Genomic DNA, 25,299 nt, shown 5'->3' with positions numbered 1-25,299 from the left:
ATTATCGCGCAGAGCACACCGGGCAGTCCGGATTGCGCTCCAGCTGCAGGGTATGCCATTGCATGGATAAGGCATCCAGCATCATCAGGCGGCCCTGCAGATTGTCACCGATGCCCAGCAGTGTTTTGATGGCCTCGGCCGCCTCGGTACTGCCGATCATACCCACCAGCGGCGCAAACACGCCCATGGTCGCGCAATCATCCACGCGCAGATCATCCGAGGGGGGAAAGGCGCAGGCATAACATGGCGAGTCGGCATGGCGCGTATCAAACACCGTAACCTGACCGGAAAAACGAATCGCCGCTGCCGAAACAAAAGGTTTGGACTGCGCGACACAAACTTCATTGATGGCCTGGCGCGTCCTGAAATTATCGGTGCAGTCAACGATGAGATCAACCTGCGCCAGCAGCGCCGCCAGTCGCGCAGTATCCACCCGCTCTACGACGGTTTCTACCTGACAGTCAGGGTTCATCTGTGCGATGGCAGTACGCGCCGACTCTGCCTTGCTTTGCCCGATGCGATCTGTCGTATGGATGATCTGCCGCTGCAGATTGGATAACTCAACCAGATCGTCATCCACCAGCACCAGTCGTCCGATACCGGCGGAGGCCAGATAAGCTGCGGCCGGCGACCCCAGCCCGCCCAGCCCCAGAATCAGCACGGAACTGGCAAGCAGCTTTTCCTGGCCTTCGATGCCAATGGCATCCAGCATCAGGTGACGCGCGTAGCGCAGCAGCTGGCTGTCATCCATCTTTATTGCCCCTTTGTTTTTCCGTCAGGCTGTGCAGGTGTCGTGGAATCGGCAGGTGCCTTGCGCTCAGCCGGACTCGAAGGCGCCGGATCGGCCTTGTCGGGCTCACCGGTATCAGCCGGCTCGGCGCCGGCAGGTTTTGACTTCAGGTCTTCTCTGGATTTTTGTGTCTGGCCGGCACCAGCGTCAACGGCCTTTTTCTCTGCCGCCTTTTCCTGTGGCGTCAGCGTCTTTTCTGCCACAGGCGCGCCTCCCTTGACGGGCTTGCCCAGCAGTTTATTGACCGCCTGCGCCAATTGGAAGTCCGCATCGGAGCCAAATTCAAATACCTCTTTTTCTTCGGCCGTTTCGTCCGGCTTCAGCGAGGTGGTGCCCTTGACTTCGCCGTTTTCACCCGCCTGATCGTTGCTCAGGTGTTCAGCCAGATCGGCCTCGCGTGGGAAACTGAACAGATCGCCTTTTTCGGTATCAGTCACCACCACATCAGGCACGATTCCCGTTGCCTGGATCGAGCGGCCGGATGGCGTGAAATAACGCGCGGTCGTCAGCTTCAGCGCAGTATTGTCGTCCAGCGGCATCACAACCTGTACCGATCCCTTGCCGAAACTGCGATTGCCCAATATGGTGGCGCGCTTGTGATCCTGCAGCGCGCCCGCCACAATTTCAGATGCCGAGGCCGACCCGACGTTGATCAGCACCACCATGGGCACGGTTCGGGTCCAGCCGGGAAGATCGCTCAGATAATCTTTTGCGTTGTGAACATAATCGCCCGGCACCGCCTTGAAGACGCGCGACTCCTGGTCGATACGCGACTTGGTCGAGACCACATTGACGCCCGGCTTCAGAAACGCAGCCGATACGCCAATGGCGCCGGTCAGCAGCCCCCCCGGATCATTTCGCAAGTCCAGCACCAGGCCCTTGGGCTTGCCTTTGGCATCAAGCTCCTTCAGGTGTTTGGCCAGATCAGGGCCGGTGCGCTCCTGAAACTGCGATACACGCAGATAGGCAATGTCATCCGGCAACATTTTGCTGCGCACGCTTTGTACCTTGATCACGGCGCGCACCAGTTCGAAATCCAGTTGCTTGCCGGTGGAGGGTCGGCTGACGGTCAGCTTGATGGCGCTGCCCACGTCGCCACGCAGGTTTTTCACCACGTCGCTCAGCGGCTTGCCTTCCATGCTCTCGCCGTTGATTTTCGTAATAATATCGCCAGGCATAATACCTGCCTTGGCCGCCGGTGTATCTTCGATAGGCGAGATAATTTTCACAAATCCCTTTTCCGGCCCGATTTCGATGCCGAGCCCGCCGAATTCGCCATCGGTCGAGACGCGCATTTCTTCGTATTCAAGGGCATCCAGGTAAGCCGAGTGCGGATCCAGGTCCTGCACCATGCCCTTGATGGCCGATTCAATCAGCTTCTGGTCGGAGACCGATTCCACATAATTGTTCTTGATGGCCGCATACACACGCGCAAACCGCTGCAACTCGGTAAAAGGCAGGGACTCTTCGGCCGGCAATGGGGCATGCAGCTCGGGTGCGGGCAACTGGCGGGCGGGATTGGCAGGCTTCTGCTGCGCAAACGCCGAAGGCGCATACACAAACGACGCCTGCATCAGCCCGATGGCGATCGCATAAGTCAACTGGCGAACTGCAAATATTTTCATAGAGTCTTCCGGAAGAATACGGGGCACCGTTACCGGGCCAGCCAGCTCATGGGATCTACCGGAGTAGACCCTTTTCTGATTTCAAAATAGAGGCCGGGATCGACCTGCCCCCCTGTCGCCCCCACTCGGGCAATGGTTTGGCCGATACGCACGCGATCACCGACGCTTTTGCTCAGGCTCTGATTGTAACCATACACGCTCAGATATCCGTTCTGGTGATCGACAATAATGAGATTACCAAATCCCTGGACCCACGATGCGTAAACAACGCTGCCGCTGCCAATTGCCTTGACCGGCGTACCGCTGCCGGCACGAATCAGGATGCCGCGCCAGACGTCACCGGTATCGGGACGCGGGGTGCCGAATCGGCCCGAAACACTGCCGCGCACGGGCCAGGGGGCGCCGCGCTGCAGTCCGTCGGCACCCGAGGAGGCTTCGGCCGCCGCCTTGCGTTCGTCTTCACGTGCTTTTTGCGCCAGCCGCACCTCTTCCTCAGCCCGTAACCGGGCCAGGCGCGCCTTTTCGCGATCAATTTCCAAATTCTCGCGCTGCATTCTGGCCTGGGCCAATTGTTGCTGCGCCGCCGCCGACGCCCGGCTGGCGGCCTCCAGGTCAGGGGCCGGCTGTATCGTGACGCCCGTCGACGGCGCGTTTTCACGGGCCCGGCGTAACGCCTCAGTCTGCTCTTCTGCCGTCATATAGGCGCGCTGCTCGGCTTCGCGGGCGGCCTGCGCCTGCCGTGCGGTCTGTTCGGCCCGCTTGGCGGCCAGCGCAGCCTGCCGGGCTGCCTCTTGCGCCGCGCGTTCACGCGCTTCCTGCAGCGCCTTGCGTCTGGCCGCTTCCCGCGCCGCGCGCTCGATGGCCGCCTGGCGGATCGCCTCACGCTGCTTCACAATACTGCTCTGGATGTCGTCAATCAGCGCATTCAGACGCTTGTCGTCGCGCGCCAGATTGCCTGCCTGCGAGCGCCGCGCCTTCAGGTCAGCCTCGACCCGGGCCAGTACGGCTGAATGTTTCTGCTTTTCCTGCTCAAGATCGCCCTTGTTTTTTTCGGCTTCACTTGCCAGTGCAAGCAGCGTTTTCTGGCGATCCGCCACTTTCTTTTTAACCGCATCCAGCCGGGCAATTTCCACGTTAAGCGCCTGGACGGCCTGGGTACGCGCCTTGGCGACGTAACTCAGATAAGTCAGGTCCCGTCCGATTTTCTGCCCGTCATCGCCGGACAGCAGCGCCGCCCATGGCGAGACGCCATTGGTATATTGGGATTTGAGCTGCAGCGCCAGTTCTTCGCGGCGCTGCTCCATAAGCCCCTGCTGGCTGGCCTGTTCACTGCGCAGTTTGTCCAGTTCCTTTTCCGTTTCGTCCCGCTGGCGGTCCAGATCGTCGAGCCGGGCGTTGAGCCGGGAAATTTCTGTCTCGGACTGGCGCAGCGCTTCGGTCACGTCCTTGCGGTCACTCTCGGACTCATTGATCCGCTTGCTGACTTCTGCAATTTTCTGCTGAAGATCCTGGCGCAGTTGCTCGGCGTTTTTTTGCTGTTTGGTCAGCGAGGAAATGGACTGCGCACCGGCACTCCCGCCCGTCAGCAACAGCAGACAGGCGAGCGCGACGGATCCGCAGGCACGGACCGAACGCCGTGAACAGCGCCCGTTCATTGTGCCTTCCTTATGGCAGGCATGCGTGACTCAGGCGGCGCATGCACAAGACCCACATGGTATTAATCCTTTTTGGCCTTGCCCTGGGCAGCCACGGCAGCCATAGCGGCAGCAATGGCTTCCTGGTCACCCAAGTAATAGTGTTTGATAGGTTTGAGGTTTTCATCGAGTTCATACACCAGCGGCTGGCCGGTGGGAATATTCAGGTTGACGATTTCGTCTTCCGACACCTGATCCAGATGCTTGATGAGGGCGCGCAGGCTGTTGCCATGGGCGGAAATCAGCACATTACGGCCGGCCTTGATCGCAGGCGCAATGGATTCGTTCCATAAAGGCAGCACGCGTGCCACGGTGTCCTTCAGGCACTCTGTGGCCGGCAGATCGGCCGGGGCGATGCGTTCGTAGCGGGCATCGAAACGGGGATGACGTTCGTCATCGTTATCGAGCGGCTCGGGTGCGATGGCGTAGGCGCGACGCCAGATAAGCACCTGCTCGTCGCCGAACTTCTGGGCGGTCTCCGCCTTGTTCAGGCCCTGCAACGCACCGTAGTGGCGTTCGTTCAGGCGCCAGCTGGCATGCACCGGCGTGTACATGGCGTCCATGGCGTCCAGCGCAATCCACAAGGTACGAATGGCCCGTTTCAATACTGAGGTGAAGGCCAGATCGAATGCAAACCCTTCTTTTTTGAGCAGCTCACCGGCATCCCAGGCCTGCTGTTTACCGGTTTCGGTCAGGTCTACATCTTTCCATCCGGTGAAACGGTTTTCAAGATTCCATTGGCTTTCGCCATGTCGCATTAACACTAGCTTGTACATTGTTGATCCCTGCAAGGCAAACTGAAATACGGTAACCTGGTTGAAAATGGGCCCGCATATTGCTTGCGGGCCGGGCCAACCATTAATTTTCCTCTATTTTACAGAAGTCTTATCTCGAATAGGCGAGCTATTTTATAATCAGTAAATTCAGCGTTTGAAATACGCATTTTCAGGATTCATTGTGGATTTTCTTTTTTACCAGAACTCGATTTACTTCCTCATTTTTCTGCTGGTGTCCGGCGGCTTGCTGCTTTTCCCCCTGCTGCGCCAGCAGGGCAAGGGCAATACCGGCCTGAGTGTCAAAGAGGCGGTCAATCTGGTCAACCGTGAAAACGCGGTATTTGTTGATCTGCGTCCGGCGCAAAGTTATCGCGGCGGCTCCATTCCGTCCGCACGCAATCTGCCGGCTGACGAGTTTGAACAGAAAGCCGGCACCCTGCCCCGTAACAAACCCCTCATTCTGGTGTGCGACACCGGCCGCGACTCGGCCAAAATGGCCGGCGTACTGCGCGGCAAAAATACAGAGAACGTGTACACGCTGGCTGGCGGCATGGGCGCCTGGAAAGCAGACGGCATGCCCGTCAAGCAGCACGCCTGATGCCCGCCCCCCCTGTCCGACGCATGAACGGCGCATGAGCGGGCGGCGCTACACTCTTATCTCTACTTCAAGTAAGGCTCATAATGAAAAAAGTGACCATGTATTACAAGCAAACCTGCCCGTACTGTGTGCGCGCAGACAAACTGCTGCGTGAACGCGGTGTGACCGATATGGAAAAAATCAGCGTTGACACAAACCGTGAACAGCGGGCTGCTATGATCGAGCGATCCGGCGGACGCACCACGGTGCCCCAGATTTTCATCGGGGACGACCACATCGGTGGATGTGATGATCTCATGGCACTTGACCGTGAAGGCAAACTGGCTATCATGCTGGGTGCGTAACCCGCATATTTTTGAAATTTACATCAATAGGAAGTGATATGGCTGACGAAAACAACGCTGCTGCGAACAACGAAGCGACAGGAACAGATCCGGTATTTGCGATGCAACGCGTATACCTGAAAGACTTGTCCCTGGAAATGCCCAACGCACCGCAAATTTTCCTGGAACAGGAAACACCGAACGTTGAAGTGTCTCTGAATGTGGGTGGCGAGCGCCTGGCCGAAACCGTGTTCGAAGCAACCGTCACGGTCACGATCACCACCAAAATCGGCGACAAGACGCTGTATCTGGTTGAAGGCACACAAGCCGGCATCTTCGAAATTGCCAATGTGCCCGAAGAACAGTTCGAACCGCTCATCGGCATCGTCTGCCCGACCATGCTGTTCCCTTATCTGCGCGCCAATGTGGCCGATGCGATCAACCGCACTTCACTGCCCCCACTGCACCTGGCCGAGGTCAACTTCCAGGCACTGTACGAGCAGCGCGCCCAGGAAGCCCAAAACCAGGCTGGCGGCAATCCTGCCCAGGAAAACGGTTCCGGCATCTACGTACCGCCAGGTACAACGCGTCAGTAAGTTCACATGACGTTCTTGTCAACGCCGTCCCCGTTGCGTGTGCTGGTACTTGGCGCCGGCAGCTGGGGCACGGCGCTGGCGCACGCCGCCTGTACCAACGCCAGTGTCATGGTGTGGGCGCGCGATCCCCAGACAGCCCAACACATCAACGAGCAGCATCGCAATCCGCGCTATCTGCAAGACATTCCCCTGCCCGCTACGCTGGCAGCCACCGATCAACCTGAGCAGGCTTTCGCCTTTTTACAGGATGCTGCCTCATCCCTGATTATCCTGGGTACGCCCGTTGCCGCCATCGGGCAGGCTTGCGACCTGCTGCTGCGTTATTTGCCGCCGGCGAATCTGCAAACCACGCCCATCCTGTGGACCTGCAAGGGTTTTGAACAAGAAAGCGCTCGCCTGCCGCATGAAGTGGTTCAGGACAGGCTTGCAAAAATCATCCCTTACACGGGCGTCTTGTCCGGGCCTTCCTTTGCCCGCGAAGTGGCCCAGGGGTTGCCTGTTGCCCTGACCGTGGCCAGCAGCCACGAATGCGTGACCTCGCGCGCCACGGCGGCGCTGCACGCAGGCAATACCCGTATCTATCGAAGCCGCGATGTGGTGGGCGTCGAAGTGGGCGGCGCCATGAAAAACGTCATTGCGATTGCTTGCGGCATTGCCGATGGTCTGGCCCTGGGCATGAATGCCCGTGCAGCCCTGATTACCCGCGGCCTGGCCGAAATGAGCCGTTTTGGTTTGGCGCTGGGTGGAGAGCCGACGACGTTCAGCGGCCTGACCGGCCTGGGCGATCTTGTACTGACTGCGACCGGCGATCTGTCACGCAACCGGCAGGTGGGCGTCGCATTAGGCCAGGGCCAGGATCTGGCCAGCATTTTATCGTCAGGCATGACGGCAGAAGGAGTGCGTTGCGCCCAGGCCGCTCTCACCCGCGCCCGCGGTCTTAAAATCGACATGCCGATTACAGAAGCCGTCTGCGCAGTGCTGTTTGACGGCGTGCCGCCACTTGACGCGGTATCCCGCCTGCTGTCACGCGAGTCTCGCAGCGAATAAATGCCGCTCCACCATTGATATCGCTATTGGTTAACGCGTCGCGCGCCGGATCGCGCTGACCGGAACGAGCGTATCGCCCGCTGCATTCTGCCGCACCGGCTTGCACCAGGCATGACCGTAGGCCACTTCCAGCGATAACCGCAGCAAACCATCGTCGCCTCTGCCCGCTTCCAATGCGTCCCGCAGACGCTGATACCACTGCCGGCCTTTCAGTCCATCGGATCGCGCCTCGCTGGGATTGCCACCCAGGCCGCGTACATCCTTGAGCAGAGCGTCCACCGTGCGATAGGTCAGTGTGATCACTTCCTGATCCATGACCGGGTCCATAAAGCCATTTTCCAGCAGAATATCGCCAAAGTCGTGCATATCAACGAACTGCATGACCTGGGTTCGGATGCCCGCCGTATCAACCGCACTGCGCAACTCGCGAAAAGTGCCAGGACCCAGACAGGAGAACATGGCCAGGCCGCTGTTGCTCAGAACGCGGCGCCATTCGCGGATGACGTCATGCGGTTGCTGATGCCAGTGCAGGGCCAGGTTGGACCAGATCATATCGACTGACTCTGGTGGCAGGGGCATGCTGGCCAGATCGGCCAGTTCAAAATCAAAGCGTTGCTGACGCTTTAATTTGGACACCAGAGACTTGAGCCCGGTCGGCACCAACCGGCTTCGACATTGCGCGATAAAGGGTTCGCAATGATCGACGCCGGTGACGGCCGCCTGCGGGTAACGCGCCGCCAGCAGATGAATCGAATGGCCAGGGCCGCATCCGGCGTCAATGATCCGTTCCGGACTGATTTTGATATAACCCAGGCGATCAATCATGCGCGCCGCGATTTCGTCATAAAAAAAACGGGCCTGCTCCAGCGAGTCGCGCCGCGCAAACTGCTGGCGCACATGCGTCATATTGATGGGCAGCCGCGAGGCCGAATGAATTAACTGGGACATTGGTATCACAAACCCGATTGATGCCGGCGCCGGGCGCTGGCAGATTACCTAATCTGCCATTGTAATGAAGGGCGGTCTGCCATGCGCGAGAACCCCTATTTTTCAACCCGATTTTCTGTAATACGCGACCGTATTGTCGGTACACTTCTAACCGCCTGCCCGCTCTGCGGCGGCGCGGCACCCTGGGGGCAATTATGCGCAGGGTGCACGCAGGATGTGCGCCATTCCATGCGTCATCATCGCTGGCGCTGCCCTCGATGTGCGCTGGCCCTGCCTGCCAACGCTGCCTGTCCCGATTGCGCAGGCAGGCCAGCCTCTCTGGAGAAGGTGGTCGCTGCCTTTGACTACGTGTCGCCCGCAGACAGCCTGATTCTGCGATACAAGAATGCGCGCCAGTTTTATCTTGCGACCTGCTTTGCGGCACTGGCGCTCTCAGCGATACAAGATCAGAGCCCTGACTGGCCCCTGCCGCCATGGCCGCCGGGCACACCGCTTATTCCCATCCCAGGCAGTCGCGCCTCCCTGCGTCGCCGTGGCTTTAATCCGGCCAGCGAATTCGCGGCACAACTGGGCCGCCGGCTGCACAGTCCTGTGCTACACACAACGCTTTATCGCGAGCCGGACAGTCTCAAGCAAAGCACACTCAATCGTCAGCAGCGCCAGGCCAATACCGCCCATCTTTATTATTGCGCCCGCAATATGCCTGAGCCCTGCGCCATATTGGTGGACGATGTCCTGACGACCGGCAGCACGCTGCATGCAGCCGCCAACGCCCTGCGTGCGGCAGGCGTGCAGCGCGTATATGCAGTGGTCATTGCCCGAACCCCCATGGAAGAACGGCCAGACCGCCACCTGGTCTAATCGGGGTTTTCCATTAATTTCTCATATTTCAGGAAGCTGATATTTAATTTTTGAGAAATTAACCGTATTCTGAGTTTTTTTTCCCGACACATCCTCATGCTTTCTCAATCTGACAAAGGCGGCGCCGACCGCGTTCTGTATATCCTGTCGGTTTTCGCCAAGATCGAGCGACCCGTGACGGTGGCCGAACTGATCACCCTGACAGCACTGCCCCAGAGCACCCTCTACCGCCAGCTCACGTTGTTGAAGAAATGGGGATTTGTATTTGAAGTCCAGGGCGAATATATGCCTGGGCCTCGTTGTCTGCCGCTGGCCTGGGGTTTTAATCACTCGTCTTTTCTGTTGCAGCACGCCCGCAAGGACATGCTTGCCTTATCAACACAGACCGGGGAATCGGTCGGTATTCTGGTCGCGGTTGAGGACGTGGCGGTCTGTCTTGATATGGTTGAAAGCACCAGCTCGCTGCGCTGCTCGTTCGTCAAGGGCCGCTCTCTTCCCCTCATTCGGGGTGCGTCGGCCAAATCGCTGCTGGCTTTTTTGCCCCCGGCCAAACAGCAGGCCGTGGTACAGCAGGCCATTGCCCAGGGACTATTGAATACTGCGCAGGCGGAGCAATTGAAGGCAGACGTCATCACAGTACAGCAACACGGATATGCCGTTTCCGAGGGCGAAGTCGACGATGGCGTATGGGGTGTCAGCGCACCGCTATTTCAGCATAAAAACAGTGCATTAGGCGTCATCACCCTCATGGCGCCCACCGCAAGGGCCAGCCCGCGCGCGCAGCAACTCATTCATGCCACCGTCCGGGCTGCCTCCTCCATTTCATCCACGCTCGCAGCACTGCTGGATTAACTCACACAAGGAACAATCATGAAAACGTTTTTTCTCACCAGTCTGCTGGCTCTTGGCCTGACTGCTCCGACCCTTTCCGTCGCCGCCGATGCACCATTACGTGTCGTCACCGATGCCACGTTTCCCCCAATGGAGTTTTTCCAGGACGGCAAGCCCACCGGTTTTGACATTGAGCTGATCCAGGCCCTGGGAAAGGAAATGAACCGTCCGATCGAACTGACCAACATTGATTTCAAGGGACTCATACCCGCCATCGTGTCAGGCCGGGCCGATGCCGCGATTTCGGGTATTTATATTACGCCTGAGCGCAAGAATGTAGTGGATTTCACCGATTCCTATTACGCGGGCGGGCTGGTGGTACTGACCAAAAAAGACAACAAAATACACTCGCTCAAAGACCTGGATGGTAAAAAAGTGTCGGTGCAGGTCGGTACCAAATCGGTCAACTACCTGACCGAGCACTTCCCCAATGTCAATCGTGTTGAAGTTGAAAAGAACGAAGAAATGTTCAATCTGGTCAAGATCGGCCGCGCCGATGCTGCTGTGACCGGCCGTCCCGCCGCCAAGCTCTACGCCCAGCACAACCCGGACTTCACTGTGCTGGACGAACAGATCACCACCGAAGAATACGGCGTGGCAGTCAGCAAATCACAACCGCAATTGCGCGATGCACTCAATGCCGCGTTGAAGAAAATCCGTGACAACGGCACGTATCAGAAAATCGTGACCAAATGGTTTGAGGCAAAATCATGAACCTGGATTTTTCTCCTGTGCTGGCAGGCTGGGAGCCGCTGTTGCGCGGCACACTGGTCACGATTGAAGTGACCGCCGGCGCGCTGCTGCTCTCATGCCTGGTGGGCCTGCTCATTGGCATTGGCCGCCTGAATCCGCAACGCAAATTTGTGTACTTTTTGTGCAGTTCCTACCTGACCATTTTCCGTGGCACGCCGTTGCTGGTGCAATTATTCATCTGGTTCTTCGGCCTGCCGCAATTTGGCATTTTGTTGCCCGCGTATCTGTGCGGTGTGTTGGGCCTGGGCATGTATTCCGCATCCTATGTGTCGGAAGTGGTGCGCGGGTCCATTCAGTCAGTGGACCGGGGTCAGGGCGAAGCCGCCCGCTCCCTGGGCATGTCGTCCCGTCAAGCCATGCGCAAAATCATTTTGCCGCAGGCGCTGGTACGCATGATTCCGCCCCTGGGCAATGAATTCATTGCCCTCATTAAGAACTCGGCCCTGGTGTCGCTGTTGACGATTCACGACGTGATGCACGAAGGCCAGAAAATCATCAGCGTGTCCTATCGCTCGCTGGAAACCTATCTGGTCATTGCCCTGATTTATCTGGTGCTCACGGTCACTGCGATGTTAATACTGCGCAAAATAGAAAACTCACTTAAAGCCGGGGGAATGGTGCAATGAGTACAGCCATGATTCATCTGGATCGCGTGGAAAAATCCTACGGCGACCATCAAGTCCTCAAAGGCGTCAGCCTGGACGTGCCGCGCTCATCGGTGGTGGTGCTGATTGGGCCCAGCGGTTCAGGCAAAAGCACGCTGCTGCGCTGCTGCAACGGCCTGGAAACCGCCCAGCAAGGCAATATCACCATTAACGGACAGCCGCTGCTGCGCGACGGGAAACTGATCGCCGAGAAGTCGCTCAATGCTTTGCGCACCAATGTCGGCATGGTGTTCCAGTCATTCAATCTGTTCCCGCATCTGTCAGTGCTGGACAATATCACGATCGCGCCCAAAACATTGAAAAACACCCCGGATGCCGATGCTCGCGTCCTCGCCCTGTCCCTGCTGGAAAAAGTCGGACTTAAGGACAAGGCGGCTGCGATGCCTGCCAGCCTGTCAGGCGGGCAAAAGCAGCGGGTGGCCATTGCCCGTGCGCTGGCAATGGAACCGGAGGTCATGCTGTTTGATGAACCCACCTCGGCACTGGACCCGGAGCTTGTAGGCGAAGTTCTGCAGGTCATGAAGATGCTGGCCAGCGAAGGCATGACCATGCTGGTGGTCACCCACGAGATGGGCTTTGCACGCGATGTAGCGGACAAAGTCGTCGTCATGGATCACGGCGTGATACTTGAAGAAGATATTCCTTCCGTCATCTTTACCCGGCCCACGCATGAACGCACCCGTTCATTTTTGCAGGCCGTTCTGAATGCCTGAACAAACTACACATATGCCAAATGAAATATTCTCCTGGCAGGGACGAATTGATTCCGCCGAGCGCGGAGATACACGCCGTATTCATCAGATTGCCAGATCGCTCACAACGGAAACGCCCGAGACCCTGGCCGGCAGCGCCGTGCTGATGGGATTCTGCTGCGATGAGGGCGTACGCCGCAACCACGGGCGCGTCGGCGCACGCCAGGCGCCGGATCATGTCCGCCGGGCGATGGCCGGATTGCCCGCCCATCAATTGCAGCAGTTGTTCGATGCGGGCGACATTTCATGTTCCGGCGAGCATCTGGAGCAGGCTCAAATGCAACTGGCCAACCGGATCAGTGAACTGCTGAATGCATCCGCCCGACTGGCAGTCATCGGCGGAGGCCACGAAATTGCGTATGGAAGTTATCTGGGGCTTGACCGGCATTTACAGGAAACCGGGCAGACGGGCACGGTTCTGGTTCTGAATCTGGATGCGCATTTTGACTTGCGCACCAGCAGACCCGGCAGCTCGGGCACGCCGTTCGACCAGATTTTCGAACATGCGGCGCAGCAAAGCAGGCCTGTACGCTATTGCTGCCTGGGTGTCTCGACACTGTCCAATACTCCTGCCCTGTTTGAACGCGCGCGCGAACTGGATGTCGCCTATCTGGAAGACCGGCATATGCAGGAAAGCCAGTTATCCCAGGTAAAACAGTTTCTGGCCACCCAGCTGCAGGATGTCTCGCACGTGTATCTGACGATTGACATGGATGTGCTGCCGGGCTGGCAGGCACCGGGCGTGTCGGCACCGGCCGCCTATGGCGTCAGCCTGCCGGTTATCGAAGCACTTGTGGATATGGCCCGGGCCAGCGGCAAACTGCGGCTGCTCGATGTGGCTGAAATCAATCCCACGTACGACCGGGACAACTTGACCGCCAAAACCGCTGCCCGTTTGCTCTGGCGATATCTGCAACCAGCGTAGCGCACTGGATGGCGTGCGCTATTGCCCGCCAATAAACCCCAACTGGCGCCAGGCCTCATAACTGACAATGGCAACCGCATTGGACAGATTCATGCTTCGGTTATTCGGCAACATGGGAATACGCAGCCGGTGCTGTGCGTCGAACGTCGCCATGATTTCAGGCGCCAGCCCGGTGGTTTCTGCGCCGAACAGCAGCACATCTCCATCCTGATAGGTCTCGTCAGTATAGGCGCGACTGCCCTTGGTCGTGATCGCAAAAATCCGCTGGCCCGCCACATCGGCAAGAAAAGCATCGTAATCCGGGTGGATGGTGACCTTGGCCAGATCGTGATAGTCCAGTCCTGCGCGGCGCATTTTCGCATCATCAATCCGAAAACCCATAGGCTCGATCAGATGCAGTCGGCAACCATTATTGGCAATCAAACGGATAATGTTGCCGGTATTGGGCGCGATTTTGGGTTCGAACAAGGCGATATGCAGCATGATAAAAATAGACGGTGGACAGGGCTGATGAAACTAGTGAAGAAAAGAAACAACTGATGAAAAGACGGCACGCGTAAATAAACGCGCTGCGCCCTATTTTTTCCAGAAGCCGGGCGTGAACAGAACCAGAACGGTAAAAAGCTCCAGCCGGCCAATCAGCATGGCAAAAGTACACACCCACATCTGAAAATTGCTCAGGCCGGAATAGTTGCTCATCGGGCCCACCTCGCCAAGCCCGGGACCGATATTGGACAGGCTGGCAAAGACGGCCGATGATGCCGTGGTAAAGTCCATCCCCGAAATGACCATGATGCCGGTCAGCACGACGTTCAGGATGACGAAAACCAGAACGAACGTCATGATCGATGAAATAATCGCAGGCGGCACAATTCGCCGATGCAGTTTGACCGGGCAAATCGCATGCGGATGCAACAGCTTGCGCATTTCTGCACGGATCTGCTTGAGAATGATAATGACCCGGATCAGCTTGATGCCGCCGCCAGTCGAACCCGCGGACGAAGAAAAACTGCCCAGCAGCAACATCATGACCGGCAGCAATACCGGCCAGTGCAGGTAATCGGTGTTGGCAAACCCCGTGGTCGTGGCCAGCGAAATGGTATTGAACATACCGAAGCGAAAAGACTGCGTGAGTGTCGGATACACGCCGTCGAAATAAAGCCAGGCGCTGACCGTCAACCCGCCCAGCAGCAGAATGGCGAGGAATATTTTGGTTTCGGGACAGGTCGCATAATAGCGCAGACTGCGAAATCTCAGCACGTTATAGTGCGTAGCAAAGTTGATCCCGGCAAACACCATGAACACGCAGGCAACGGTATCGACCAGCCCTGAATCGTAATGCTGGAACCCTTCGTCATAAATGGAGAACCCGCCCAGCGCCATGGTCGAAGCCGCATGACACCAGGCGTCATACCAGGACAGTCCGGCCAGGTGGTAGCAAATAACGCAAAGCGTGGAGACGGAGATATAAATAGCGTACAGCGCTTTGGCCGTACCCGCAATACGCGGCGTGAGTTTTTCTTCTTTCATCGGGCCGGGTATTTCGCCACGCATAATCTGGTGTCCGCCGACACCCAGCAGCGGCATAATCGCCACGGCCATGACCAGAATACCCATGCCCCCGACCCATATGAGCGTGACGCGCCAGATATTGATGGACGGCGGCAACTCGGAAATATTATTCAGAACAGATGCGCCGGTCGTGGTCAACCCGGACATCGCCTCATAATAGGCGTGGGTAAAGGTCAGCGGATGCCCTTCTATATAGGCATCGATCACAAAAGGCAGGGAGGCAATCAGCGGAAACACCAGCCAGACCAGCGACACCAGCAGCAGACCGTTGCGCGGATTGATTTCATCCTTGGAACTGCTTGTGACCTTCCACAAGGCCGCTGAACCCAGGATAGAAATGCCCAGGCTGATCAGAAAAGCGTTGTGCGCACCATCGCCGAAATAAAGCGAGACGCCGAGCGGAAACAGCAAAATAGAAGAGAAACCAAGCATTGTCAGGCTGAGCGCATGCAGGACATTCAGAATATTGCGCATGTAGGCAGCCTAGAAAAAAAACAAGGAGACCTGGAAGAGCTTCTCAACCCGTCGCATGTCGTGACGGTTGCCGGCAAACACGACAACGTGATCCCCCATCTGAATTGTGGTGCCTGGTTCGGGCAGGATCACTTCGTCTTCGCGCAGAATAGCGGCCACGATCGCGGTTTTGGGCAATTTCAGATCCTGGATCGATTTGCCGACGACTTGCGAACTTTTCCGATCGCCGTTGACTTCAAACTCGATCGCCTCGGCATTACCACCCCGTAGCCGGTGCCCTGCCACGACGGCTCCCTGGCGCACGTCGCGCAGCAACGCGCCGATCGTGGCCTGCGAAGGCGAAACAGCAATATCGATCAGGCTGCCTTCCATCAGGTCGCCATAAGCCTTGCGATTAATCAGAGCGATCACCTTACGCGCGCCCAGTCGCTTGGCCAGCAACGATGACATGATATTGTCTTCGTCATCATTGGTCACGGCCAGAAAGGTGTCCATCTCTTCGATGTTTTCATTGTCCAGCAGGGATTCGTCTGTGGCGTCGCCCTGCAACACCAGCACCTTGCTGGGCAGCAGAGAGGCCAGCTTCTCGCAACGCTCCCGGCTGGTTTCCAGGATCCGCACGTTATAGCTGCCTTCGGACAACTTGCGGGCAAGCCGGTAGCCGATATTGCCGCCACCGGCAATCATGACCGTACGCACTTTGCGCGAGGTGTACTGAAGTTTGGCAACAGCGTCCTTGCCGTCCTGCGTATCGACCGCCACGACCAGTTCGTCGCCCTGTTGAATGGCCGACTGGTGATCCAGTGCAATCGCCGCACCGTGGCGAAAGATTTCAAGCACGCGTGCATTCAGATTGGGTAAATTCTGGCCGGTCTGATTGACGCGCAGATTGATCAGCGGGCTGACCCGGCCGATGCGAATAATCAGTATACTCAAGCGCCCTTGCCCGAACTCGACGACCTGCAGGGCTTCGGGAAACTCGATCAAACTGTGCAGGTACGTAGTGACGCTGTCTTCCGGGCTGATCACTGAGTCCACGCCAAAGCTTTCCTTGATCAATTCGACATTGCTGGAATAGGCATGGCTGCGCACACGGGTAATACGGCGCGGAATGTTGAAAACATCCTTGGCGATCCGGCAAGCGACCAGGTTGACCGGGTCGGTCGCCGCACAGGCCACCAGCAGATCGGTGTCGTCGGCGCCTGCGGATCGCAGTATGTCGGGCATGGAGGCGTCACCCTGTACACCGCGCAGATCGAAGCGCTCCTGCAAATAGCGCAGTCGTTCGCCGTCGGTATCGACAATGGTGATATCGTTTTTTTCAGAAACCAGATTCTCGGCAACGCTCGCGCCAACACGTCCCGCGCCAAGGATCAGGATTTTCATGAATTGCGTTTGCGTGAGGAATCAATACCCAGTTGGCGCAGCTTGCGATACAGGTGCGTGCGCTCCAGACCGGTTTTTTCAGACACCCGGGTCATGCTGTGATTTTCGCGGCCCAGATGATATTCGAAATACACCCGCTCAAATTCGTCTCGCGCATCACGCAAGGGTTGATCCAGCGAGATGCTGCCCAGATGCGAACCCTGATTCTGCGCTTCCTGCACGGCCGGGATGGGCGCGGCAGCCACCGCAGTCGCAGCGGGTGCAGGCGCACCGGGACGGGCAGGTGTTGCGGCGGCTGGCGCACGCGCGGCGCCATTGGTAGCCGTTGCCTGGGCCGAAGCCAGCACCTGCTTGGCGTGCGGTCGCATCAAGCCGGTTTGTACGGTCTTGAGCAATTTTTGCAGTGTGATGGGCTTTTCAAGAAAATCCATGGCGCCGATGCGCGTGGCCTCAACGGCAGTGTCGACCGTTGCATGGCCGCTCATCATGATGACCGGCATATCCAGCAATCCCTGGGAACCCCATTCCTTGAGCAGGCTGACGCCATCGGTATCGGGCATCCAGATATCAAGAAGAACCAGGTCGGGCCGGTAGCGCAGACGAGCAGCGCGTGCCTGCGAAGCATTTTCTGCAAGCTCTACGGTATGGCCTTCGTCGTATAAAATTTCCGACAGAAGTTCACGTATACCTATTTCATCGTCAACCACCAGAATTCTGGCCATATCTTGTCACCTATTACTTTCTGACTGTATTTTGGTACTGTTCAAAGTTCCGGGTTCAATTATAACCACGGGATTGTCTTAATTGCCTGTTTTCGGAGTCAGTCGCGTGAGTAATATTGATACACGCGCCCCGCCGTCCTTGCGATTGGCAATATCAATCCGGCCCCCATGCTCTTCAATGATTTTACGCACAATCGGCAAACCCAGCCCTGTCCCATGCGCCTTTGTCGTGACGTAAGGTTCAAATGCCGTTTGCAATACTTTGGCAGAAAATCCGCAACCCCTGTCCTCAAGTGTAATACGAATTGCCTGTCCATCTGTACTTTGATCCTTTTCAGGACGCGTAAGCGTCGTCCGGATCGTAATGCCGGGCTCATCGCCCTCCAATATCATGTCCGCCATCGCATCACGCGAATTGGACATCAGATTGTTCAGCACCTGCCGCAATTGTGTCGGATCGGCTTCGGCCAGGGGCAGACCCGGAGTCAGATCAAGCCGGATATGGCGATACAGAGGCTCATCCTGATGGGTATTGCCCTCGGGATCCCAGCCGTACAGCGTCGCCAGGTCGGAAATCAGCGCGTTGATGTCCACGTGCTGCATTTGCGCCGGCGGCGTTCTTGCATACTCACGGAAATCATCCACCATTTTTTTCAGCGACGACACCTGGTTGATGATCGTGTTGGTCAGGCGGGTCAGAATACCGGCATTACGCTCATCCAGCTGACCTTCGAGCTTCATGGCCAGCCGTTCAGCCGACAGCTGAATGGGTGTGAGCGGATTTTTTATTTCGTGTGCCAGCCGCCGGGCCACTTCGCCCCAGGCGCGCGCCCGGTTCGCCGAAATCACTTCGGAAATATCGTCGAACACCACCACATAACCGGTAGGCCTGCCATCAATCCGCAAGCGGGTGCCGCGCATGAGCAGTGTCACATCATCGGTCTCTGCGCTTTCGCTGCTGGTCGACAGAGTGATCTGTTCCTGCCAGTAATGGCGTTCCGATCCGACGGCGGCGTGATCCGAAAAGGCCTTGCGGATCTGGCGGGTAAATTCAATCAATGCATCGACAACCTCCAGCGGCCGTCCCGGTACGGAACGCAGATCCACCCCCAGAATGGACTGGGCACCCTTGTTGACCGTCGTCACATTGAAGCGTTCGTCGAACACAATCACCCCGGAGGACAAGCCGGCCATCACGCTTTCAAGATAAGCATTGGAGCGCTCCAGCTGAATACGATTGCTTTCCACCTGCCGGCGCGCTTCGTCCAGTTGTCGCGTCATGGCGTTGAACGAGCGGGTCAGCAACCCCACCTCATCCATGGACGACGGCTCGGGCAACGGGCGATAGTCGCCCACCGCGACAGCCTGCGTACCCGAAGCCAGGCTCAACAGCGGTTTGACCAGGCGTCGTGCAATGGCCAGGGCCACGGCAATGGATGCAAACAGCGTCACCAGCAGCGCCAGCGTCAGCGTGATGCCATAGAGTTTTTGAATGCCCTGGCGCGACAGCGCCAGTTCCTGGTAGTCACGAAATCCCTTCTGCACTTCGTTCAGATTGCTGCCGATATTTTCCGGCACCAGACGGGTCAATTGCAGCAGATACGGTTCGGGCGAAGTACCGAGCGGCGCATCCAGTTTGATGGAGCTGGAAAACACAGGCACGATCACCCGGATGCGCAATTGGGGGTTCTCGAAATCCGATCCCTCTACGGCTTCGGTCCTGGCGTAGGAGCGGGACAGTCGCAACTGATTGAGCACCGAGGCCGGCGGCATTTGCGGCAACAGGCTGCCAAAGGTCGAGCTGGAAAACGCCACCGCCCGGCTGCCTGACACGGTAAAGACCAGCGCATCGCCTACCGTGGTGTTTTCACGCAGGCGGGTCAGGGCAAGCGAGAGCTCCTGATCCGGAATCACAGACAAATCGTCGGCCATGAGCTTGGCGCGTGAGAGCAGATCAGCCACCTGGCTGTCCAGCGAGGCCTGGCCCAGCGTCAGGCCCGACTGCAGCGCGCTGTCCACCCGCACGTTGAACCATGATTCGACCGAGCGCGACATGAACTGAACCGACAGCAGATAGATCACCACCCCCGGAATAATGGCCATGACGGCGAAGGCCAGCGCAAAGCGCGAGGTCAGGCGCGCACCGAATTGCCGGGAGCGCAATTGCCGGATCAGGCGGATGGTCAGCATCGAGACCCAGAGGAACAGCGCGAGGGCCAGCACACCGTTGAGCAGCAGCAGTAAATCGAACTGCTGCGCCATGCGTGACGAATTGCCGGTGGAGCGCACCAGCAGCCCCATCAGCACCAGCGCGGCCAGAACGGCCGCGGCGAACACCAGCCGAACCACCCAGCGGATCAGGGTTTGGGCTCGGCTGCCGAGAGTTGAAATGCGAAATTTTTCCATGGTGTCGATAAGGCCCAGGCACGACCGCCCAGGGCATCCATTCGAAAGGGGCGCGGTAAAAGAGAGGTGTCCAGTTTCATGCGAAACTGCGCTTCATAGTGTTTATTCGGATCCACGCCGGTAAAGGGGCCGACGGACCAGTTACTGATGCGGGTAATATTCTGCAAGGCGTCGGCCAGCGACATTTCCGGCACGGAATAATCACCCGAGGTCACGCGCCACTGGCGCACCAGCGCGTTATAGGCCACGCGCCAGGTCTGCTCCTGGTCATACACGGGTTCGTCAAACCACCACCAGCGCGGCTGCACCAGTCTGAATTCAACGGTAAAGTAAAGCGGCACGCCATGCTGCGCAGCCACCCGCAGTTCATGTGACAGCGGCAGATCAACGTCGGCGTTCAGGACATAACTGTCGCCCTGCTGTTCGATTTCAACGTGATTGATCACCGCTTGCGGCGCCACATCAGACGGAACCGGATCGGCCTCCTCGGTCTGTGCCCTTGAGCCGGTGGCGCCCAGGGCGATCAGCCCCAGCAGCACGATCAGTGCAAGCCTGAACAGAAATGCAAGCGGCGGGGAAACGGGCTGGGTTTTCATCCGGGAAACGTAAGTGAAATTGGCATGATCGCGAGCAGGTGCCCCTATGATACCCTAAGCCAATGGCAAGCTCATCAGGCAGACGTATCCGGGGTCTGTTTCTCATCCTGTTTACGCAATAGCGCATAGAAAAAACCATCGTGCTCACTGCCCTGCCCCGGCAACAGTTGCCCCGGTGCCGGCAACGACACCGCCCCCGGCAGAGTTGTGCGCATCCACGCTTCCTGCTCGATGCCTTCTTGCGGAAAAACGGAACACGTCACATACAGGAACAGACCACCCGGCTTAAGCGTTTCCCAAAGCGCTGCCACAATGCGGCGCTGCAAGGCGGCGGTATCGGCAATATCCTGTTCTTCCCGCAACCATTTAATGTCAGGATGACGGCGCACGATACCCGAGGCCGTGCACGGAACATCGGCCAGGATGGCATCAAAAGGCTGACCATCCCACCACGAGGGCAACCTGGCGGCATTACCCGTTTTCAGAATCACGCCATCATGATCAAGACCCAGGCGCAGCAGGTTTTCGGTCACGCGAGACAATCGGACCTCATCAATATCCAGCGCCGTCAGATGTACTTTTGCCTGCATCAGCAGCCCGGCCGTTTTACCACCTGGTGCGGCACAGGCATCCAGCACCCTCATGCCATCGGTCAGCGGCAGCAGATCGGCAGCGCATTGCGCACCGGCATCCTGCACCAGCCACCATCCTTGCTCAAAGCCCGGGATTTTCCCGACAGGCTGGGCCTGGTCGAGCACAATACCGTGCTGACCAATAGGGGTGGCGCCGATGTGCTGCGCCTGAAGCGCCTGCATGACCGTATCCCTGTCAGTCTTGCGTGTATTGATCCTGAGCGTGAGCGGCCCGGGCGCGGCAGCACTCGCCAGTATCGACTCCCACTGCGAGGGGTAGGCTTCGCGTATCCGGCGAATCCACCACTTCGGAAATCCCCAGCGCACGTCGCTGCGCAGATAGGCCTGGGCCATCAACGCCTCGCGCTCGCGCAGGTAACGCCGCAGGCAGGCATTAATCAGTCCCTTGAACGCTGCGGTTTGTTTATCCTGCCCCGCCGCCGTCACGGCCTGACTGACCAGTGTATGTGCTTCATAACGCGGCGGGCGCTGGCCATCAGCCGATTCGGCTGGCTCCACCGACAGCAGGCACAACACGGTGAGCAACAGGCTGCCCATCAGGGGATTGGGGGCGCCACGCTCAAGCAGCAGATCGGCCAGCGCCCGGCCGCGGGCCAGGCGTCGCATCACATAGAACGACAGAGACTGCACCGCCGCCCGTCTTGGCAGCGGTTCGGCATTGAGCACCTCGGTCAGAGAGTACCCCTCTGCCACAGCCTGCACGGCATGTGCTGTTGCCAGCAAAAGGACATTCAAGGGGGGCGCAGCACGCTCGGCTGACGATGGGGCGGGAACCGCGCGGGAATCGCTCACTGGCCATCCCCCGGGAGGATAAATAATAGAATGTGCATATACACCGTTAAATCAACGAAAATGGTAAAATCTCCCGATTATTCATTATGATAGCGAACAACCGGAAGCAGGCGACCGAACCTCGAACAAAAGATTTGCCCCGGCGCGAGCCCGACAATGCAGCAACGCAGCCGATGCACAAAAAGCGGCACGGTCGCAGTCGGCGCCTGTGGTCAGGCTGTGCAAATGAAGGCATCGCATATACAACGGCGTGACCGTGTGCTTTAAGCGGCCTTATTTCTTCAGGCCATTTTATCCGCTCGTACCGTCTTCGGCACATTGTATCGCCTCGTTTTCGTATTTATTCTCTGTCACAACATTAAAGGTTTTTCTATGTCCGCTCCCCGCGTTGGCTTTGTCAGTCTGGGCTGCCCGAAGGCACTCGTTGACTCTGAACGCATCCTGACCCAATTGCGTACCGAAGGGTACGACATTTCTCCCTCTTACGAAGGAGCTGATGTCGTCGTGGTCAACACATGTGGCTTTATTGACAGCGCCAAGGCCGAATCGCTGGACGCGATTGGCGAAGCCATTTCCGCCAACGGCAAAGTCATTGTCACCGGCTGTATGGGCGTAGAAGAAAAAGTCATTCGCGAAGTTCATCCACGCGTGCTCTCTGTGACGGGTCCCCAGCAATACGAAGAAGTGGTGCGGGCAGTGCATGGCGTCGTACCGCCCTCTCGCGACCATAATCCCTATGTAGACCTGGTACCGCCGCAGGGCATCAAACTGACGCCCCGCCATTACGCCTATCTGAAAATATCCGAAGGCTGCAACCATCGCTGCAGCTTCTGTATCATCCCCTCCATGCGAGGGGACCTGGTCAGCCGTCCTGTGGGCGACGTGCTGGACGAAGCGCAACGCCTGGCCAATGCCGGCGTCAGGGAACTGCTGGTGATCTCCCAGGATACCAGTGCCTACGGTGTAGATATCAAGTACCGCAGCGGCTTCTGGAATGGTCGCCCCGTGCGCACGCGCATGACCGAACTGTGCCAGGCCTTGTCCGATCTGGGTATCTGGGTGCGCCTGCACTATGTCTATCCGTACCCCAGCGTCGATGAAGTCATCCCGCTGATGGCCGAAGGCAAGATCCTGCCTTACCTGGATATTCCGTTTCAGCATGCCAGCCCCAAAGTGCTCAAGGCCATGAAGCGCCCTGCCTTTGAAGATCGTACGCTGGCGCGCATCCATAAATGGCGCGAAACCTGTCCGGACCTGACTATCCGATCAACGTTCATCGTGGGCTTTCCCGGCGAGACCGAAGAAGATTTCCAGTATCTGCTGGACTGGATGACCGAGGCCCAGCTGGACCGCGTAGGCTGTTTTCAGTACTCTCCGGTAGAGGGCGCCCCTGCCAACGCGCTGGGCGAACATGTGCCAGACGACGTCAAACAGGAGCGTTGGGAGCGCTTTATGGCCCATCAGCAGGCGATTTCAACCCAAAGGCTCGCGCTTAAAGTGGGCAGGGAAATTGATGTGCTGATCGACGAAATCGATGAAGACGGCGACGCGGTGGGCCGCTCGCACGCCGATGCACCGGAAATTGACGGCTGTGTTTTTATCAGCAGCCAGGAAAAACTGAAACCGGGCCAGATCGTACGCTGCGTTGTGACCGACAGCAATGAATACGACCTGTGGGCCGATCATCTGCCTGCTTCACAAGTGTAATATTCCGATGACCCGATTGCCCTACCAATGGCTGGCTTTTGATTTTGACGGCACGCTGGCCAATACCCTGCCCTGGTTTGATACCGTGCTGGCCAGCGTCGCCAAAAAATATGGCTTTCGCAATCCGGCCGAAGACGAAAAGGATCTGTTGCGGCATCGCGATGTACGGCAGATCCTGAGTACGCTGGATATCCCGTTCTGGAAAGCGCCGGCCATTTTGATGGAATTTCGCCAGCGCATGCAGGACGCCACGCCCGACGTGCCGCTGTTCGACGGCATGGAACAGGTTCTGGCCGCCCTGAAAGAAGCGGGCTATCAGATTGCCGTGCTCAGCTCCAACAGCGAAAGCAATGTGCGGCGCACGCTGGGCCAGGCTGCCGTTATGATTGACCAATATCGGTGTGGCAGCGATCTGTTCGGCAAGGCGTCCCGGCTCAAAACCCTGTATCGCCAGACAGGCTGCACGCCTGACGCCTGTCTGCTGATCGGCGATGAAATCCGTGATATCGAAGCGGCCCGTGAATCGGGCTGCCATGCGGCCAGCGTCGCCTGGGGTTACAACCACCCGGATGCCTTATCCGTCAAGGAACCCGACTATCTTTTCCGTACACCGGACGATATTCGGGCACAGCTGCTGCCGATCTGATGAGTTCTGGTCGGATGCATGTTCAGCCGATGAATACGCCCCCACGCACTATCATCCGACACGTTCGCACCGGAGGTGTTCCGGATATTGTGCCTGGCATGCGGAGATCAGGACTGCAAGCTAGCCCTGAGGCGGTTTCCAGCCCGTCACGAAGATATCGACCGGCTGACGCTTGCCGCCCGCTTTCTGCAACTGCAGCAACCTGAGCACGCCTTTTCCGGTCGCAATATCAACGCCTTGCGGTGTGGCTGCCAGCACCTGTCCTGGCTTTGCCGCAGCAGCATCGCCTGGGTAGGCACCCTCCAGCGCACATGCATCCCACACCTTGACCGGATCATTCAATCCCGGCAATGAGAGCGTCGAACCCGGCACGGGATTGAACGCGCGGATCCGGCGCGCCAGCGTCACGGCCTCCAGGGACAGATCCAGCGCAGCTTCGCGCTTGTCCAGCTTGGCCGCGTAGGTGACGCCGTCTTCTGGCTGCACAGTTGAAGCCAATTTGCCTTCCCTGTCCAACGTCTGGAGCACAGCAACGATTTGCTGCGCGCCGACGTCAGCCAGCGTATCGTGCAGTTGCGCCGCATTCTGCTCTCCAATGGACACCGACTCGCTCGCGATCACATGACCGGTATCCAGGCCCGCATCCATCTGCATGATGGCAATACCTGTTTCTTTATCTCCCGCCTCAATGGCGCGCTGAATCGGGGCGGCGCCCCGCCAGCGTGGCAGCAGGCTGGCATGAATATTCAGACAGCCATAACGCGGCAGATCCAGCACCCATTGCGGCAGGATCAGGCCATACGCAGCCACCACCATGACATCCGGCTGCAACGCCTGCAAGGTGTCCCGGGCACGGGCAGCCTCTTCCGGATATTTGCCATCCAGCCGCAGACTGAGTGGCTGGATCACTGCAATATCATGCTCAAGTGCATGTTGCTTGACCGGACTGGGGGTCAGCTTCATGCCCCGGCCGGCAGGCCGATCGGGCTGCGTCATAACCAGCGGAACCGAAAACCCGGCCTGCAAAATCGCAGCCAGCGCCTGGCGCGCAAATTCCGGTGTTCCCGCAAAAACAACATTCAGCATAATCTGGATACTTGG

General features: G+C 58.0%; 25 protein-coding genes. 12 read left to right on the top strand and 13 right to left on the bottom strand.

Features of this window, described 5'->3' with window-relative positions; translation table 11 throughout:
• Position 1: 1 nt before the first annotated feature.
• From W822_RS34330 to gpmA, 4 genes are all read right to left on the bottom strand, one after another.
• The gene (locus W822_RS34330) at positions 2–751 is read right to left on the bottom strand and encodes a HesA/MoeB/ThiF family protein (RefSeq protein WP_024005173.1); all 750 of its coding nucleotides are present in this window, start codon (positions 749–751) and stop codon (positions 2–4) included.
• 2 nt (positions 752–753) lie between these two features.
• On the bottom strand, positions 754–2,415 hold the full coding sequence (locus tag W822_RS34325) for a S41 family peptidase (RefSeq protein ID WP_301280274.1): 1,662 nt from the start codon (positions 2,413–2,415) through the stop codon (positions 754–756).
• Between the two features lie 29 nt (positions 2,416–2,444).
• Positions 2,445–4,070, bottom strand: coding sequence for a murein hydrolase activator EnvC family protein (locus W822_RS34320; protein ID WP_024005171.1), 1,626 nt, complete (start codon positions 4,068–4,070; stop codon positions 2,445–2,447).
• Positions 4,071–4,132: 62 nt separating this feature from the next.
• Positions 4,133–4,885, bottom strand: coding sequence for a 2,3-diphosphoglycerate-dependent phosphoglycerate mutase (gene gpmA, locus W822_RS34315; protein ID WP_024005170.1), 753 nt, complete (start codon positions 4,883–4,885; stop codon positions 4,133–4,135).
• Between the two features lie 181 nt (positions 4,886–5,066).
• Between gpmA and W822_RS34310 the strand changes: the two genes are divergently transcribed.
• The 4 genes from W822_RS34310 (at position 5,067) to W822_RS34295 (ending at position 7,449) form a co-directional block, all read left to right on the top strand.
• Positions 5,067–5,483 carry a rhodanese-like domain-containing protein gene (locus W822_RS34310; protein WP_031242688.1) on the top strand — a complete coding sequence of 139 codons (417 nt, stop codon included), beginning with the start codon at positions 5,067–5,069 and terminating at the stop codon, positions 5,481–5,483.
• A gap of 83 nt (positions 5,484–5,566) precedes the next feature.
• On the top strand, positions 5,567–5,827 hold the full coding sequence (grxC, locus tag W822_RS34305) for a glutaredoxin 3 (RefSeq protein ID WP_024005168.1): 261 nt from the start codon (positions 5,567–5,569) through the stop codon (positions 5,825–5,827).
• Between the two features lie 38 nt (positions 5,828–5,865).
• Positions 5,866–6,402 (top strand): protein-export chaperone SecB, encoded by a 537-nt coding sequence (secB, locus tag W822_RS34300; protein WP_024005167.1) that lies wholly within the window; start codon positions 5,866–5,868, stop codon positions 6,400–6,402.
• A gap of 6 nt (positions 6,403–6,408) precedes the next feature.
• Positions 6,409–7,449: an NAD(P)H-dependent glycerol-3-phosphate dehydrogenase gene (locus W822_RS34295; RefSeq protein WP_031242687.1), complete on the top strand. Its 1,041-nt coding sequence runs from the start codon at positions 6,409–6,411 to the stop codon at positions 7,447–7,449.
• Positions 7,450–7,479: 30 nt separating this feature from the next.
• On the opposite strand, the gene W822_RS34290 is transcribed toward W822_RS34295, so the two are convergent.
• A complete protein-coding gene (locus tag W822_RS34290) occupies positions 7,480–8,397 on the bottom strand; it encodes a methyltransferase domain-containing protein (RefSeq protein ID WP_031242686.1) in 918 nt (305 codons plus the stop codon).
• 81 nt (positions 8,398–8,478) lie between these two features.
• On the opposite strand from W822_RS34290, the gene W822_RS34285 reads away from it, so the two are divergent.
• From W822_RS34285 to hutG, 6 genes are all read left to right on the top strand, one after another.
• Positions 8,479–9,258, top strand: a complete 780-nt coding sequence (locus tag W822_RS34285; RefSeq protein WP_081724339.1) for a ComF family protein — start codon at positions 8,479–8,481, stop codon at positions 9,256–9,258.
• Between the two features lie 96 nt (positions 9,259–9,354).
• A complete protein-coding gene (locus W822_RS34280) occupies positions 9,355–10,110 on the top strand; it encodes an IclR family transcriptional regulator (RefSeq protein WP_024005162.1) in 756 nt (251 codons plus the stop codon).
• Positions 10,111–10,128: 18 nt separating this feature from the next.
• A complete protein-coding gene (locus W822_RS34275; RefSeq protein ID WP_024005161.1) occupies positions 10,129–10,863 on the top strand; it encodes a transporter substrate-binding domain-containing protein in 735 nt (244 codons plus the stop codon).
• The gene (locus W822_RS34270; protein WP_024005160.1) at positions 10,860–11,528 is read left to right on the top strand and encodes an amino acid ABC transporter permease; all 669 of its coding nucleotides are present in this window, start codon (positions 10,860–10,862) and stop codon (positions 11,526–11,528) included. Before W822_RS34275 ends, W822_RS34270 begins: the two co-directional genes overlap by 4 nt.
• A complete protein-coding gene (locus W822_RS34265; protein ID WP_031242684.1) occupies positions 11,525–12,280 on the top strand; it encodes an amino acid ABC transporter ATP-binding protein in 756 nt (251 codons plus the stop codon). Before W822_RS34270 ends, W822_RS34265 begins: the two co-directional genes overlap by 4 nt.
• Entirely contained in the window at positions 12,273–13,244 is a 972-nt protein-coding gene (gene hutG, locus W822_RS34260) for a formimidoylglutamase (RefSeq protein WP_024005158.1), read from the top strand. The genes W822_RS34265 and hutG overlap by 8 nt, the downstream gene beginning before the upstream one ends.
• Positions 13,245–13,262: 18 nt before the next feature.
• On the opposite strand, the gene W822_RS34255 is transcribed toward hutG, so the two are convergent.
• From W822_RS34255 to rsmB, 7 genes are all read right to left on the bottom strand, one after another.
• Positions 13,263–13,727, bottom strand: a complete 465-nt coding sequence (locus W822_RS34255; RefSeq protein WP_024005157.1) for a tRNA (cytidine(34)-2'-O)-methyltransferase — start codon at positions 13,725–13,727, stop codon at positions 13,263–13,265.
• A gap of 93 nt (positions 13,728–13,820) precedes the next feature.
• A complete protein-coding gene (locus W822_RS34250; protein WP_024005156.1) occupies positions 13,821–15,290 on the bottom strand; it encodes a TrkH family potassium uptake protein in 1,470 nt (489 codons plus the stop codon).
• 9 nt (positions 15,291–15,299) lie between these two features.
• Complete coding sequence (gene trkA / locus W822_RS34245) at positions 15,300–16,676, bottom strand: Trk system potassium transporter TrkA (RefSeq protein ID WP_024005155.1); 1,377 nt, start codon at positions 16,674–16,676, stop codon at positions 15,300–15,302.
• The gene (locus tag W822_RS34240) at positions 16,673–17,398 is read right to left on the bottom strand and encodes a response regulator (RefSeq protein ID WP_024005154.1); all 726 of its coding nucleotides are present in this window, start codon (positions 17,396–17,398) and stop codon (positions 16,673–16,675) included. Before W822_RS34240 ends, trkA begins: the two co-directional genes overlap by 4 nt.
• 78 nt (positions 17,399–17,476) lie before the next feature.
• Complete coding sequence (locus W822_RS34235) at positions 17,477–19,756, bottom strand: sensor histidine kinase (protein ID WP_024005153.1); 2,280 nt, start codon at positions 19,754–19,756, stop codon at positions 17,477–17,479.
• Positions 19,756–20,400: a DUF4390 domain-containing protein gene (locus tag W822_RS34230; RefSeq protein ID WP_024005152.1), complete on the bottom strand. Its 645-nt coding sequence runs from the start codon at positions 20,398–20,400 to the stop codon at positions 19,756–19,758. The genes W822_RS34235 and W822_RS34230 overlap by 1 nt, the downstream gene beginning before the upstream one ends.
• Before the next feature lie 74 nt (positions 20,401–20,474).
• On the bottom strand, positions 20,475–21,845 hold the full coding sequence (rsmB, locus tag W822_RS34225) for a 16S rRNA (cytosine(967)-C(5))-methyltransferase RsmB (protein WP_031242681.1): 1,371 nt from the start codon (positions 21,843–21,845) through the stop codon (positions 20,475–20,477).
• A gap of 372 nt (positions 21,846–22,217) precedes the next feature.
• On the opposite strand from rsmB, the gene rimO reads away from it, so the two are divergent.
• Both rimO and W822_RS34215 read left to right on the top strand, forming a co-directional pair.
• Positions 22,218–23,552: a 30S ribosomal protein S12 methylthiotransferase RimO gene (rimO, locus tag W822_RS34220; RefSeq protein ID WP_024005150.1), complete on the top strand. Its 1,335-nt coding sequence runs from the start codon at positions 22,218–22,220 to the stop codon at positions 23,550–23,552.
• A gap of 16 nt (positions 23,553–23,568) precedes the next feature.
• On the top strand, positions 23,569–24,198 hold the full coding sequence (locus tag W822_RS34215) for an HAD-IA family hydrolase (RefSeq protein ID WP_024005149.1): 630 nt from the start codon (positions 23,569–23,571) through the stop codon (positions 24,196–24,198).
• Positions 24,199–24,318: 120 nt separating this feature from the next.
• On the opposite strand, the gene fmt is transcribed toward W822_RS34215, so the two are convergent.
• Positions 24,319–25,281, bottom strand: a complete 963-nt coding sequence (gene fmt, locus W822_RS34210; RefSeq protein WP_024005148.1) for a methionyl-tRNA formyltransferase — start codon at positions 25,279–25,281, stop codon at positions 24,319–24,321.
• Positions 25,282–25,299 lie beyond the last annotated feature (18 nt).

Origin of the sequence: Advenella kashmirensis W13003, from assembly GCF_000506985.1 — a bacterium.
Classification (GTDB): domain Bacteria; phylum Pseudomonadota; class Gammaproteobacteria; order Burkholderiales; family Burkholderiaceae_B; genus Advenella; species Advenella kashmirensis_A.
Note: the sequence above shows the minus strand (reverse complement) of the source record. Positions and strands in the feature narration are given on the sequence as shown.